Consider the following 13,285-nt stretch of genomic DNA (forward strand, 5'->3'; position numbering starts at 1 on the left):
AGGTCGAATTCGCGCACCGGCATGTAACGTTCATCGAAAGCCACGTCGCCCGGTCGCCAGCCCTCGCGCCAGCGGAACGCGCCCCAGAAGCGGCGCAGCACGTACAACTGCTGGCCCACGAGGCCGTGGCGGTTGTCCGCATCCACCATCGGGTCGCCCACGCCGGTGGGGCGCAACGGCTCGACGAACAGCGCGGTGCCGAACAGGATGTCCCAGACCGGGAAGATGAAAGCGAAGTTGCAGTGATGCAGGCCGGGGCGGTCCGGGTCCACCCGCATGTGGTGCAGCCGGTGGTAGTGCGGGTCGACCAGCAACTTGTCCAGCACCGGCCCGAAGCGCAGCCGCAGGTTGGCGTGGTCGAGGTTCTGCAGCAGCTCGCTGCTGAGCACCAGCAGCACGTAGTCGGTGGGCGACACGCCGACCAGCAGCGCGACGGCGGCCACGATCAGCGCCTCCAGCAAGTCATCGAGGTAGTGGTCGCGGTCGTTCGACCAGCAGCCCAGCTGGCGCTGGCTGTGATGCAGGCTGTGCAGCGCCCACCACCACGGGATCGTGTGCTGCAGGCGGTGGATGGCGTAGTACACCAGGTCGTAGAGCGCGTAATAGACCAGGAACAGCAGCACCGGGTGCCACCCCAACCATGGCAGCAGACCCTGCAGGCTGAGCACGCCGCCCGTGTTGTCGCCCGCGCCGCCGATCGGCCGCGCCAGCGGCGGCAGCACCAGATAGGTGAACAGCGGAAGCACGCCGAACAGCTTGAGCAGGGTGTAGGCGCGATCGACCGCGGTGGCGCGGCGGTCGGCCCAGCGCTCCGCCGGCCACAAGCCTTCCAGCGGCCTGAACACGCCGGCGATGATCGTCACCTGTATCGCGGTGAGCAGGAAGTACTGCGCGATCTCGTGCGGCGGGTCGGCGACCAGTCGGGAAAGATGCAGGGCGGCGAGAACCGGCTCGACCACGCGCAACGCCAGCCAGTTCACCACCGCCGACCAGAGGGCGAGAATGGCGTGCATGGTCGTGGAAGGAGACTGCCGGACCGATTACAGGACTCCGGCTGCGGCGTGGCCGTCGCAAGCTTTCGCGATGACGGCATGGCGCCCCCTGAAAAACGAACGGCCCGGTGGAGACCGGGCCGTTTCGTTTCGTGGGCTACCCCTCTGCCCTGTGGGCATCTCCCCTGCGAGCAGGGGAGAGAACATCGGAATCACCCGCTTTGCGGGCGATGCTACTCATGGGCGCCGCGCCAGCTCCGGGTTGTCGCGGGTGACCGGCATCAGGTCCTTCTTCGACACGCCCAGCCACAGCAGGATCGGGCTGGCCACGAAGATCGAGGACAACGTGCCGACCACGATGCCGATCAGCATGGTGATGGCGAAGCCGTGCACCGCGGTGCCGCCGAAGAAGTACAGCGCGCCCATGGTGATGCCGGTGAACAGCGAGGTGATGATGGTCCGCGACAGGGTGTTGTTGATCGAGCGGTTGAGGATCTCCTCCGGCTCGGCCTTGCGCGCCAGCCGGAACAGCTCGCGGATGCGGTCGAACACCACCACCTTGTCGTTGATCGAGTAACCGATCACCGCCAGCACCGAAGCCAGCACCGTCATGTCGAACTCGCGCTGCACCAGCGCGAGGATGCCCAGCGTCACCAAAGTGTCGTGCACCTCGGTGATCACCGCGGCGATCGCGAAGCGGCGCTCGAAGCGAACCCACAGGTAGGCCATGATGCCGAGGATCACGAACACCGCGGCCACCGTGCCGTCGCTGCGCAATTCCTGGCCCACCTGGGCGCTGACGTAGTCGCGGCTCTTCAGCCGCGCATCCGGGCGGGACACGTGCAGCACCTTGATCACGTCGGTGGCGATGCGATCGAGGTTGAACTTGCCGGCGGCGTCGACGGCACCCGGGTCGTCCTTCGGCTGCAGGCGGATCGACACCTCGCGGGTACCGCCCAGGCTCTGCACCATCGCGTTGTGGATGCCGCCCTTGTCGAGCGCATCACGTACCCCGGAGATCTCCACCGACTGGTCGTAGTCGACCACCATCGACACGCCGCCGGTGAAATCCAGCCCGTAGTTGAGGCCCTTGAACGCGATCAGCCCGACCGAGGCGACCATCAGGAAAATGGCGATGGCAATGGTGTACTTGCGCATCCCCAGGAAGTGGATGTTGCTGTCGTGATTGAAGATTTCCATGGTGGATTCTCTCTATGGAAGTCCATTTCCGGGCAAAAGCGGCCATCCATGGCCGCACTATTCAATAAACCCTAGACCGACAGCGTCTTGAGCTTGCGGTGGCCGTGGATCGCCGCGGTGAACGCGTGGGTCAGCGTCACCGAGGTGAACAGCGAGGTCAGGATGCCGATCATCAGCGTCACGCCGAAGCCCTTGATCGCGCCGGTACCCATCGTGGTCAGCGCCAGGGCGGCGATCAGGTGGGTGACGTTGGCGTCGAGGATGGTGGACCAGGCCTTTTCGTAGCCGGCGCGGATCGCCGCGTGCGGGCTCGAGCCGTTGCGCAGCTCCTCGCGCACGCGCTCGCAGATCAGCACGTTCGCGTCGATCGCCATGCCCAGGGTCAGCACGATGCCGGCCACGCCCGGCATGGTCAGGGTGACGCCGATCAGCGACATCACCGCCACCAGGATCACCAGGTTGAAGAACAGCGCGATGTCCGCGACCAGGCCGAACAGCTTGTAGTAGACCGCCGCCGCCAGCAGCACCAGGGCCAGGCCCAGCAGCACCGCCTTGAAGCCCTTGTCGATGTTGTCCTGGCCCAGGCTGGCGCCGATCACGCCTTCCTCGACGATGTCCATCGGCGCGGCCAGCGCGCCGCCCTTGAGCAGCAGGGCGAGGTCGGAGGCTTCCTTCGGGCTGCCCAGGCCGGTGGTCTGGAACTGCCTGCTGAAGGGGCTCTGGATGGTGGCGTCGTTGATCACCGTCTCGGTGACCTTGGGCACGCGCACTTCCTTGCCGTCGATCACCTTCGTCTCGTAGACCTGCTCCACGTACAGCACCGCCATCGGCTTGCCGACGTTGGCGTTGGTGAAGTCGCCCATCTTCTTGGCGCCGGCCGCGTTCAGGGTGACGTCGACCTTCGGCGTGCCGCTCTGCTGGTCGATGCCCGAAGAGGCATCCACCAGCTGGTTGCCGGTCACGATGATCTGCTTGCTCACCAGCACCGGCCGGTTGTCGCCGCGCATGTAGTACAGGTTCGCGTCTGGCGGGATGTTGCCGGTGCGCGCCGCTTCCGCCGCGCGGGGGTCGCCGGGCTGGCCGATGCCGGGCCGGTACTGCAAGGTGGCGACCGCGCCGATCAGCTTCTTCGCCTCGGTCGGGTCCTGCACGCCGGCCAGCTCGACCACGATGCGGCTGTCGCCCTGCTGCTGGATCAGCGGCTCGGACACGCCCAGCGCGTTGATGCGGTTGCGCAGCGTGCCCAGGTTCTGGGTGATCGCGCTGCGCGACAGCTCGCGCAGCTTCTCGGGCTTGACCGTCACGTTCAGCACGTAGCGGTCGCCGGTGCTGGCGCCGGAGGACACCAGCAGGTCGGTGTATTCGTTGGCGATCGCGTCGGACGCGGTGGAGCGGTCGTCGGCCGAGCGCAGGATCACCGCGATGCCCTGGCCGCCCGCGGCATTGCGGGTGACCGATTCGTAACGGATGTTCTTGTCGCGCAGCAGCGCGCGGATGTCGTCGGCGTAGCTGTTTTCCTGCTTCTCGATCGCGTCCTTCTGGTCGACCTGCATCAGGAAGTGCACGCCGCCCTGAAGATCCAGGCCCAGCGGCATCGAGCGGGCGCCGATCGCGCCCAGCCAGCCCGGCACGTTGGACTGCAGCTTGAACGCCACCGTGTAGCCGTCGCCCAGCGCCGCCTTGATCGCGTCGGCGCCGCTCTTCTGCACGTCGGAGTTGACGAACGTGGCCAGCAGGTGGTCGCCCTCCTCGAACACCCGGGTAACCGGGACGTTCTTGGCGGCCAGCGCCGCGGTCACCTTCTGCTGCACCGCCTGGTCGATCGGCGGCGCGTCGCGGTTGGCCGTGACCTGCACCGCCGGCACCGGGGGAAATGCATTCGGCAAGGCGTAGATGACGCCAAACAGCATCACCAACGCGACCAGCGCGTACTTCCAGCGGGGAAAATCACTCATGATCCGGTCCTTTGCGATCGTCCGTGATCGCGAACGTCAAGAAGCGGCCATCTATGGCCGAAGTTTATTTTTACGATCGTCCGTGATCGCGAACATCAAGAAGCGGCCATCCATGGCCGCACTATTCGAAAAAGCCCTGCCCCTGGACATCCCGGGTTTCAGGCGGACTTCAACGAGCCCTTGGGCAGCACCTGCTGGACCGCGGCTTTCTGCACCTTGACCTTCACGTTGGGCGCGATCTCGACCGTGATGAAGGTCTCGCCCACCTCGTCCACGCGCCCGGCGATGCCGCCGTTGGTGACCACCTCGTCGCCCTTGGCCAGGCCGGCGATCAGCGCGCGATGCTCCTTCTGCCGCTTCATCTGCGGGCGGATCATCATGAAGTACATCAGGCCGAACAGCACCACCATCATGATGATCATGGACATGCCGCCGCCCTGCGGCTGCGGAGTAGCCTGGGCGATCACGGGAGAGATCGGAAAACTCATGGTTTGTCTCGCAAGTTATGGCGCCGCCGGGGATTTCAGCTGAACGCCCGATAAAAGATTCTCGATTATGCCATGCACCCCCGGGCCATGCACGATGCCGCTGGCTGATCCCTGATGAGGGCAGCCGGCACCCGATGCAAGGCCATTTCGGCGGGTTCGCGCCCCCTACGAAACCGCAGCGCCCCGGCGACGGGCGTAGAACTCCGCCACGAACGCCTCCAGCGTGCGGTCGGCGATCGCCCCGCGCAGGCCGGCCATCAGGCGCTGGTAGTAGCGCAGGTTGTGCACGGTGGCGAGCTGGCTGCCGAGGATCTCGTTGCAGCGGTCGAGGTGGCGCAGGTAGGCGCGGCTGAAGCCGTGGCTGCAGGCGTAGCAGTCGCAGCCTTCCTCGATCACGCCGGTGTCGGTGGCGTACTTCGCGTTGCGGATGCGCAGCGTGCCCTCGGCGGTGAACAGGAAGCCGTTGCGCGCGTTGCGGGTCGGCATCACGCAATCGAACATGTCGATGCCGCGGCGCACCGCCTCGACGATGTCCTCCGGCCGGCCCACGCCCATCAGGTAGCGCGGCCGGTCCGCCGGCAGCAGCGGCACGGTGAAGTCCAGCGCATGGTTGCGCTCGGCCTCCGGCTCGCCCACGGCGAGGCCACCCACCGCGTAGCCGTCGAAACCGATGCCCGCCAGGCCATCCGCCGAGCGCCGGCGCAGGTTCTCGTACACGCTGCCCTGCACGATGCCGAACAGCGCGTTCGGCGGCTTTGAATCGACACGCTGCAGCTCGTCGAAAGCGCGGCGCGAGCGTTCGGCCCAGCGCAGGCTGAGTTCCATCGAGTCCGCCGCCACCTTTTCGGTGGCCGGATACGGCGTGCACTCGTCGAAGATCATCGCGATGTCCGAGTCGAGCGTCGTCTGGATCTGCATCGACACTTCCGGCGACAGGAACACCTTCGAGCCGTCCACCGGCGAGGCGAAGGTCACGCCCTCCTCGCTGATCTTGCGCTTGTGCGCCAGCGAGAACACCTGGAAGCCGCCCGAGTCGGTGAGGATCGGCCTGTCCCAGCCGATGAAGCGGTGCAGCCCGCCGAACTTCCCGATGACCTCCAGCCCCGGACGCAGGAACAGGTGGAAGGTGTTGCCCAGGATGATCTCGGCGCCGATGTCGCCGACGTCGCGCGGCGTCATCGCCTTGACCGAACCGTAGGTGCCCACCGGCATGAACGCCGGCGTCTCCACCGTGCCGCGGGCAAACGTGAGGCGGCCGCGGCGGGCGGCGCCGTCGGTGGCGTGGAGGTCGAACTGGAGGGAAGTCATCCAGGCATTATCGCGGGTTTGGCCAGGCCCCGCACTGCATGTAGGAGCCCACCCTGTGGGCGATGCTCTTGATGCGGGCCCGTAGAAGCATCGCCCACAGGGTGGGCTCCTACACGGACGGTGTGCCGCTTATACGCCGTGGGGCAGGATCAGCATGGCGTCGCCGTAGGAGAAGAAGCGGTAGCGCTGCTCGACCGCGTGGCGGTACGCGCCGAGCATGAACTCGCGCCCGGCCAGCGCCGACACCAGCATCAGCAGGGTCGATTGCGGCAAGTGGAAGTTGGTGATCAGGCCGTCGATGCTGGTGAAGCGGTAGCCGGGGAAGATGAAGATCTGCGTCTCGCCGGCGAACGGGTGCAGCTCGCCGTCCTTGCTGGCGCTTTCCAGCGCGCGCACCACGGTGGTGCCGACCGCGATCACCCGCCCGCCGTTCGCGCGGGTGCGGCGGATCTGACCGATCAGGTGCGCCCCGACGTTGAGCCACTCGCGGTGCATGCGGTGGTCCTTCAGGTCGTCCACCCGCACCGGCTGAAACGTGCCGGCGCCGACATGCAGGGTGACGTAGCCGAACTCGACGCCGCGCTCGCGCAGCTTGGCCAGGATCGCCGCGTCGAAATGCAGGCCGGCGGTGGGCGCCGCCACCGCGCCGGGCTCGCGCGCGAACACGGTCTGGTAGCGCTCCATGTCGCTGGCGTCGGCGTGCCGCACGATGTACGGTGGCAACGGCATCTCGCCCAGCTTCAGCAGCAGCTTCTCTAGCGGCTCCGGCGCCTCGAAACGCAGCCGGAAGAAGCTCTCGTCGCGGCCCAGCACCACCGCATGGCTGCCGTCGGCCAGCTCGATCCGCGCGCCCTCCTTCGGCTTCTTGCTCACGCCCAGCTGCACCACCGCCTCGTGCGCGCCGGTGACCCGCTCGATCAGGATCTCCACCGCGCCGCCGGTGTCCTTGCGCCCGTACAGCCGCGCCGGCAGCACGCGGGTGTCGTTGAACACCAGCAGGTCGCCCGGCTGCAGGAAATCGGGCAGCTCGCGGAACCGGCGGTCCTGCCGCGACTGCGCCGCCACGTCGAGCAGCAGCAGGCGGCTGGACGAACGCTCGGGCAGCGGCGCCTGCGCGATCAGCTCGGGCGGCAGTTCGAAATCGAAATCGGACTTCTTCAAGGCAGGTGCGGCCGGCATCGGGGAACGGGGCATTATCCCGCAGCGCGCCGATTCCGGCGCAACCGCCTACAACCAGCCCTTTTGCCGCGCCAGCCGATAGGCCTCGATGCGGTTGGCGACGCCGAGCTTGCCGATCGCCTCGGACAGGTAATTGCGCACGGTGCCGTGCGACAGGTTCAACTGCGCGGCGATATCGCCCGCCGACTGCCCTTCGCCGGCCAGGCGCAACACCTGGCGTTCGCGGTCGTTCAGCGGATCGGCTTCGGACCATGCCTCCAGCGCCAGCTGCGGGTCGATCGCGCGGCCGCCGCGATGCACGGTGCGCAAGGCCTCGGCGAGGTTCTCGGCGGGAGCGTCCTTCAGCAGGTAGCCGGACACGCCGGCATCCAGCGCGCGGCGCAGGAAACCGGGACGCGCGAACGTGGTGACGATGACCACCTTGATCGGCAGTCCCTGCCGCTGGATGCGCTGCGCCAGTTCCAGCCCGGTCAGGCCAGGCATCTCGATGTCGGTGACCAGCACGTCGGGCTTCAGCCGTTGCAGCTCGCGCCACGCCGCCTCGCCGTCGGCGGCGGAACCGAGCACCTCGATGTCGCTCTCCAGGTTCAGCAGCGCGGACAGTGCACCGCGCACCATCGCCTGGTCCTCGGCCAGCAGCACCCGGATCATGCGATGGCTCCACGGCGTCCGCGCGAGTGAAGGATTGGCGTCATGGTCTGTGCGGGCATGGGAACACGAATGGGCTCACGCGACGGGTCGATCCGGAAGCGGGTGCGCCAGCGGCCCGGCCGTCGACGGATCCGGCGCCGACCGGGACGATTCGACCAGGCGCATGATCGGCAGCGGCACCACCACCCGCAGACACGATCCCTGGCCGCGCGGCGACTCGAACGCGAGCGTGCCGCCGAGCGCGCGCACCCGCTCGCGCATGCCGCTCAGGCCATTGCCGTCGCTCGCGATGCCGCCGCGGCCATTGTCGCTGATCTGCAGGCAGACGCTGCCCCGCTCGCGCGCCATCTCGACCCGGGCCCGGCTGGCACCGGCGTGGCGCGCGATGTTGGTCACCGCCTCGCGCAAGACCAGCGACAGGCCACGCTCGATGTCGCCCGGCAGGTCGGCGGGCAGCTCGCCGTAATCCAGATGCACCCGCGAGGATTCCAGCAGCAGCCGCGCCGAAGCCATCTCGGCGGCGAGATCGGTGGCGCGGATGCCGGTGACGGCGCAGCGCACTTCCGCCAGGGCGTGCCGCGCGACCTTTTCCGCTTCCTCGACCTCGCGCCGGGCGGCCTCGACGTCGCGGTCGAACAGCTTGCGCGACAACTCCAGCTTCAGTGTGATCAGCGACAGCGTATGCCCCAGCAAATCGTGCAGGTCGCGTCCGATCCGTTCGCGCTCGGCCGTGGCGGCGAGCCGGCGCACCTCGTCATGCGAAAGGCTGAGCGCAGCGTCCTTCTCGTGGTGGATCTGCTCGACCGTGACGATGGTACAGATAACGAACACCGTGACCGGCATGATCACCAGCAGCGACTGCGGATAGCCGATCCACCAGGCCAGCGCTACGTAGATGGCATTGAGCAGCAGCACCTGGATCACATAGCTGCGGAAACGCCGGATGTCGCAATGGCTCAGCATCACGCAGGCGTACACGAAATAGCTGAGCCCGCTGGGGTACCAGCGCAGCAGGCCGAAACACAGCGCCGCCATGCCCCAGGCATGGAGATACGCAGTCCGCCGCGGAGCCAGCCGCAACCGGGCGAACAGCAGCAGGAACACCGGATACGAGCCCAGCGTGCACAACAGCCAAGTCAGGGTGTAGCCATGCAGGCCACGATCGAACAGCGGCGTGATGAAGATCCACAGCGACCACAGCAGGTGCACGCTGTCGGCCCACGGCGACTTGCCCCGGCGCAGGTCGTCGGCCACCGCGGAATCGGGTGCCGGCACGAACCATCGGGCGATGAAGGCGGGGATCATGGCGTGGTCTGTCGCCGGGAACCGGCTCTGCTGGGCATGCTACTTCAACCGTACCGGCGCAAGCGTCGCGCCGCCATCAAAAGGAAGGCCGCGGCAAAACCGATCAGCACCAGCACGTGGACCAGCAAGGGTTCCCGGTTCATGCCCACCGCTGCCAGCGCCAGCATGTCCAGGTGGTAGCTCGGCCATACCGGCGCGATCCGCTGCAGGAACGCCGGCAACAGCGGCAGCGGCATCCACAGGCCGGACAGGAACGACATCGGCAAGTAGATCAGGTTCAGCATGCCGGGCGCGCCCTGGCCCTTGATCAGGGTGCCGACGAACATACCCAGCGCGCAGAACGGCAGCACGCCGAGCATGCCGGTGAGCAGCAGCGCCCCGGCCTGCGCCGGGGCCAGCGCCACGTGTCCCAGCGACAGCGCCATCGCCAGCAGCAGCAGGATCACCACTCCGGCAGCCACCATCGCCATCAGCATCTTGCCCAGCAGGTAGGCGCCCGGCGGCATCGGCAGCGCGCGCTTGAAGGTCAGCAGGCCGCCGTCGCGCTCCAACGCCAGCGACACGCCGAAACCGAACAGGCCCGGGCTCATCACGCCGAACACGCCGTAGCTGGCCAGCAGGTAGCGCGCTGCGTCGGCGCCGTTCGACTTCGCCATCAGCACGCCGAACAGCAGGTAGAACATCGCCGGAAACAGCATCACCGGCAGCATGAAGCCGGGGGCGCGCAGGTAGCGCAGGCATTCGCTGCGGGCCTCCTCCAGGTAGGCGCCGATGACACGGCGGTGCGGCATCGCCGGCGGGGCCGCTTCGTTGGCAGGCATGACGGTTTCCATCTCAGGCAGCCTCGCGCTGATCGTTGGCCGCGACCCCGGCGGCGTCGCGGGTGAGTTCGGTGAACGCCTCGGCCAGGCCGGCGCGCTGCACTTCCAGTTCGCGCAGATGCGGGTCGGCGTCGAGCAGGCGCCTCACCACCGCCTCGGCCTCGGCGGTGCCGATGTGCAGGCGTTCGTTTTCCCGGCGCGCCTCGCTGACCTCGGGCCAGCCCCGCACCACCTCGAGCGGGACCGCGCCGAGGCAGCGCACGCGCTTCAGCGCCACCCGCGCGCGCAGCTCGTCGACCGTGCCTTCATGGATCATCCGTCCGCGCGACATCACGCAGACGCGGTCGGCCAGCGCCTCGGCCTCTTCCAGGTAGTGCGTGGTCAGCAGCACCGCGCAGCCCTCGGCGACCAACCGGCGGATCGCCGACCACAGCTTCTGCCGCGCCTCGATGTCCATGCCCACGGTCGGCTCGTCGAGGAACAGCAGCTCGGGCCGGCCGCACAGCGCCAGCGCGAACTGCACGCGCCGCTGCTGGCCGCCGGAAAGTTTCGCATAGGGGCGCCGGAGCAGGTCGGCGACGCCGGCCAGCTCGGCCGACTCCTGCAGCGTGCGCGGGTTCGGGTAGTAGCTGGCGGTCAGCCGCAGCAGCTCGCCCACGCGCAACGTGGGCGGCAACTCGGCGTTCTGCAGCATCACGCCGATCCGGCGGCGCGCCTCGATCCGCTGCGGATCCTGGCCGAACAGCACCACGCTGCCGCCGTCGGCGCGGAGCAGGCCCAGCAGCAGGCCGATCGCGGTGGTCTTACCGGCGCCGTTGGGGCCGAGCAGGGCCAGCAGTTCGCCGCGGTGCAGCTGCAGGTCGGCGCCGGCCAGCGCAGTGAGCCGGCCGTAGTGCTTGATGGCGCCGTCGAGGCGGGCGATCGGGTCGTGGGCGTGTGGCATGGAAGTCCTCCGCTGCCGTGCATCCTGGGCTGCACCCGGCCCCGGCCGACAGTCGCCGGCGTCAGCCGGCGCGGATGACAGCCGTCACCCGCTGCGGCGGCACGGGGTTACGGCGGCCTGCGCCGCGGGGTATCCTGACAAGCGTCGGGGCTCCCGGAAGCACGCCGGACGGCGGCATGAACGCCGAACATCCCGGGGAAATGCGTTCCACCTGGGTTCCCGCCGCGTATCAACCAATATCCGCCGATCCGGCACGCCGTGCCGCCCAGCGGAGCTACGGAGGATTCATCATGGGTGTGATCAACCAGCTGCGCGAACTGCGCGAATTCGGCGGCAAGCCGCGGACCACCGGCCTGGGCGACGCCATCATCGAGCGCATGGCGGCGAGCGATCCCCTGTTGAGCGAGGCGATCGCCGAAGCGGTGGCACGCCATCGCGAGCTGCGCGCCGAGCTGGGTGCGGCTGGCATGGCTGATTTCCTCAAGCTGGATGAAACCGAGCAGCTCGCCCGGGCGCAGGCCGGCTTCGTCAACTTCTACCCGGACGACGCGATCAACCCGTACCTGCCGGCGGCCGCGCGCGGCCCGTGGATCGTCACCCTGAAGGGCGCCGTGGTGCACGACAACGGCGGCTACGGCATGCTCGGCTTCGGCCACAACAACCCGGCGATCGAGGCTGCGCTGGCGCGTCCGCAGGTGATGGCGAACGTGATGACTCCCAGCGTCTCGCAACTGCGCTTCACCGCGGCGCTGAACAAGGAGCTGGGCCGCAGCCGCGGCGGCAGCCCGTACGCGCGCTACCTGTGCCTGAACTCCGGCTCCGAGTCGGTCTCGCTGGCCTGCCGCATCGCCGACGTCAACGCCAAGGCGATGACCGATGCCGGCGGCCGCCATGCCGGCCGCACGATCAAGCGCCTCGCGGTGAAGGGCGCGTTCCACGGCCGCACCGAGGCGCCGGCGCTGTATTCCGACTCCAGCCGCAAGACCTACCAGCAGAACCTCGCCAGCTACCGCCACGAGGACACCCTGATCACGGTCGAGCCGTACAGCGTCGAACAGCTGAAAGCTGTGTTCGCCGACGCCGACAAGCACGGCTGGTTCATCGAGGCGATGTTCCTCGAGCCGGTGATGGGCGAAGGCGACCCCGGCCGCGCGGTGACGCCGGAGTTCTACAAGGCCGCCCGCGCACTCACCGAGTCGCACGGCACCCTGCTGCTGGTCGACTCGATCCAGGCGGGCCTGCGCGCCCATGGCGTGCTGTCGTTCGTCGACTACCCCGGCTTCGAGGGCCTGCCGCCGCCGGACATGGAGACCTTCTCCAAGGCGCTCAACGCCGGCCAGTACCCGCTGTCGGTGCTGGCCGTCGGCGAGCGCGCCGCCGGGCTGTACCGCAAGGGCATCTACGGCAACACCATGACCGCCAACCCGCGCGCGCTGGACGTGGCGCTGGCCACGCTGGGCGAACTCAGTGACCAGGTGCGCAGCAACATCCGCGAGCGCGGCAAGGAATTCGTCGACAAGCTCAACGCGCTGAAGGGCGAGCTGGGCGGCCTGATCACCAAGGTGCAGGGCACCGGCCTGCTGTTCTCCTGCGAGCTGGCGCCGGAGTACAAGTGCTACGGCACCGGTTCCACCGAGGAATACCTGCGCGAGCACGGCGTCGGCGTGATCCACGGCGGCATCAACTCGTTGCGCTTCACCCCGCACTTCAACGTCACCAGCGCGGAGATCGACCTGATCGTCGCCCACGTGCGCAAGGCGCTGCTGGAAGGCCCGCGCAAGGCCAAGGCCGAGGCCGCCTGACGACAGAGGCCCACACCGGCTGCGGCGATGTACGACACGTCGCCGCAGCTGAATACTTCATGCACGCAAGATTTTACGGACTGCCGGGGCGGCGTCCGCCCTGCATAGACTGACAGGGCCGGCAATCGCCGGTCACCAGGGAGGAGTCACCATGTCGTTGTCACTTCGTCTGCTTGCCATCAGCGCCACCCTCGCCTTCGCCGGCGCCGCCTTCGCGGCTGCTCCGGCCAGCACCGCCCCGTCGGCCGCCAAGCCGCATTCCGCCCAGCAGCAACGCATGGTCGACTGCAACAAGCAGGCGACCGGCAAGAAAGGCGACGAGCGCAAGGCCTTCATGAGCTCCTGCCTGAAAGGCCAGAGCACCGCCGCCGCCACTCCTGCCGCCGCGGCACCCGCCGCGATGCCTGCGGCCCATGAGACCCAGCAGGAGAAAATGAAGTCCTGCAATGCCGACGCCAAGACGAAGGCGCTCAAGGGCACGGATCGCAAGGCGTTCATGAGCAGCTGTCTCAAGGGCGCCCCCGCCACTCCGTAATATCCCGGCTCCCGTCGCCTCTCCGGCCCCGGGGGGGGGGGGGGGGGGGGGGGGGGGGGGGGGGGGGGGGGGGGGGGGGGGGGGGGGGGGGGGGGGGGGGGGGGGG

General features: G+C 68.3%; 11 protein-coding genes and 1 pseudogene. 2 read left to right on the forward strand and 10 right to left on the reverse strand.

Annotation, left to right across the window (positions count from 1 at the left end):
- Window positions 1–206: 206 nt before the first annotated feature.
- From AC3WRN_RS11960 to AC3WRN_RS12005, 10 genes and pseudogenes are all read right to left on the reverse strand, one after another.
- Window positions 207–1,013: pseudogene (locus AC3WRN_RS11960) on the reverse strand (sterol desaturase family protein); the annotation flags it as partial.
- A gap of 216 nt (window positions 1,014–1,229) precedes the next feature.
- Window positions 1,230–2,192, reverse strand: coding sequence for a protein translocase subunit SecF (secF, locus tag AC3WRN_RS11965; RefSeq protein WP_068090797.1), 963 nt, complete (start codon window positions 2,190–2,192; stop codon window positions 1,230–1,232).
- Window positions 2,193–2,263: 71 nt separating this feature from the next.
- Window positions 2,264–4,147: a protein translocase subunit SecD gene (secD, locus tag AC3WRN_RS11970; RefSeq protein ID WP_492623123.1), complete on the reverse strand. Its 1,884-nt coding sequence runs from the start codon at window positions 4,145–4,147 to the stop codon at window positions 2,264–2,266.
- A gap of 158 nt (window positions 4,148–4,305) precedes the next feature.
- Window positions 4,306–4,635 (reverse strand): preprotein translocase subunit YajC, encoded by a 330-nt coding sequence (yajC, locus tag AC3WRN_RS11975; RefSeq protein ID WP_492623124.1) that lies wholly within the window; start codon window positions 4,633–4,635, stop codon window positions 4,306–4,308.
- A gap of 165 nt (window positions 4,636–4,800) precedes the next feature.
- Window positions 4,801–5,943 carry a tRNA guanosine(34) transglycosylase Tgt gene (gene tgt, locus AC3WRN_RS11980; RefSeq protein WP_492623125.1) on the reverse strand — a complete coding sequence of 381 codons (1,143 nt, stop codon included), beginning with the start codon at window positions 5,941–5,943 and terminating at the stop codon, window positions 4,801–4,803.
- Between the two features lie 129 nt (window positions 5,944–6,072).
- Window positions 6,073–7,104 (reverse strand): tRNA preQ1(34) S-adenosylmethionine ribosyltransferase-isomerase QueA, encoded by a 1,032-nt coding sequence (gene queA, locus AC3WRN_RS11985; protein WP_492623126.1) that lies wholly within the window; start codon window positions 7,102–7,104, stop codon window positions 6,073–6,075.
- Between the two features lie 66 nt (window positions 7,105–7,170).
- Window positions 7,171–7,773: a response regulator transcription factor gene (locus tag AC3WRN_RS11990; RefSeq protein WP_068090802.1), complete on the reverse strand. Its 603-nt coding sequence runs from the start codon at window positions 7,771–7,773 to the stop codon at window positions 7,171–7,173.
- 75 nt (window positions 7,774–7,848) lie between these two features.
- On the reverse strand, window positions 7,849–9,078 hold the full coding sequence (locus AC3WRN_RS11995; protein ID WP_492623127.1) for a sensor histidine kinase: 1,230 nt from the start codon (window positions 9,076–9,078) through the stop codon (window positions 7,849–7,851).
- Window positions 9,079–9,122: 44 nt separating this feature from the next.
- Complete coding sequence (locus AC3WRN_RS12000; protein ID WP_492623128.1) at window positions 9,123–9,911, reverse strand: ABC transporter permease; 789 nt, start codon at window positions 9,909–9,911, stop codon at window positions 9,123–9,125.
- Window position 9,912: 1 nt separating this feature from the next.
- The gene (locus AC3WRN_RS12005) at window positions 9,913–10,842 is read right to left on the reverse strand and encodes an ABC transporter ATP-binding protein (protein WP_492623129.1); all 930 of its coding nucleotides are present in this window, start codon (window positions 10,840–10,842) and stop codon (window positions 9,913–9,915) included.
- Window positions 10,843–11,132: 290 nt separating this feature from the next.
- On the opposite strand from AC3WRN_RS12005, the gene AC3WRN_RS12010 reads away from it, so the two are divergent.
- Together AC3WRN_RS12010 and AC3WRN_RS12015 are read left to right on the forward strand one after the other, a co-directional pair.
- Window positions 11,133–12,644, forward strand: coding sequence for an aminotransferase class III-fold pyridoxal phosphate-dependent enzyme (locus AC3WRN_RS12010; RefSeq protein WP_492623130.1), 1,512 nt, complete (start codon window positions 11,133–11,135; stop codon window positions 12,642–12,644).
- Window positions 12,645–12,795: 151 nt separating this feature from the next.
- A complete protein-coding gene (locus tag AC3WRN_RS12015) occupies window positions 12,796–13,179 on the forward strand; it encodes a PsiF family protein (protein ID WP_068098865.1) in 384 nt (127 codons plus the stop codon).
- Window positions 13,180–13,285 lie beyond the last annotated feature (106 nt).

It is taken from the genome of Rhodanobacter sp. FW101-FHT13A11 (genome assembly GCF_058790335.1).

What these genes read in the sequence shown, in the direction of transcription:
- secF (WP_068090797.1), bottom strand. Translation starts at nt 2,192, where the DNA reads ATGGAAATCTTCAATCACGACAGCAACATCCACTTCCTGGGGATGCGC.
- secD (WP_492623123.1), bottom strand. Translation starts at nt 4,147, where the DNA reads ATGAGTGATTTTCCCCGCTGGAAGTACGCGCTGGTCGCGTTGGTGATG.
- yajC (WP_492623124.1), bottom strand. Translation starts at nt 4,635, where the DNA reads ATGAGTTTTCCGATCTCTCCCGTGATCGCCCAGGCTACTCCGCAGCCG.
- tgt (WP_492623125.1), bottom strand. Translation starts at nt 5,943, where the DNA reads ATGACTTCCCTCCAGTTCGACCTCCACGCCACCGACGGCGCCGCCCGC.
- AC3WRN_RS11990 (WP_068090802.1), bottom strand. Translation starts at nt 7,773, where the DNA reads ATGATCCGGGTGCTGCTGGCCGAGGACCAGGCGATGGTGCGCGGTGCA.
- AC3WRN_RS11995 (WP_492623127.1), bottom strand. Translation starts at nt 9,078, where the DNA reads ATGATCCCCGCCTTCATCGCCCGATGGTTCGTGCCGGCACCCGATTCC.
- AC3WRN_RS12000 (WP_492623128.1), bottom strand. Translation starts at nt 9,911, where the DNA reads ATGGAAACCGTCATGCCTGCCAACGAAGCGGCCCCGCCGGCGATGCCG.
- AC3WRN_RS12005 (WP_492623129.1), bottom strand. Translation starts at nt 10,842, where the DNA reads ATGCCACACGCCCACGACCCGATCGCCCGCCTCGACGGCGCCATCAAG.
- AC3WRN_RS12010 (WP_492623130.1), top strand. Translation starts at nt 11,133, where the DNA reads ATGGGTGTGATCAACCAGCTGCGCGAACTGCGCGAATTCGGCGGCAAG.
- AC3WRN_RS12015 (WP_068098865.1), top strand. Translation starts at nt 12,796, where the DNA reads ATGTCGTTGTCACTTCGTCTGCTTGCCATCAGCGCCACCCTCGCCTTC.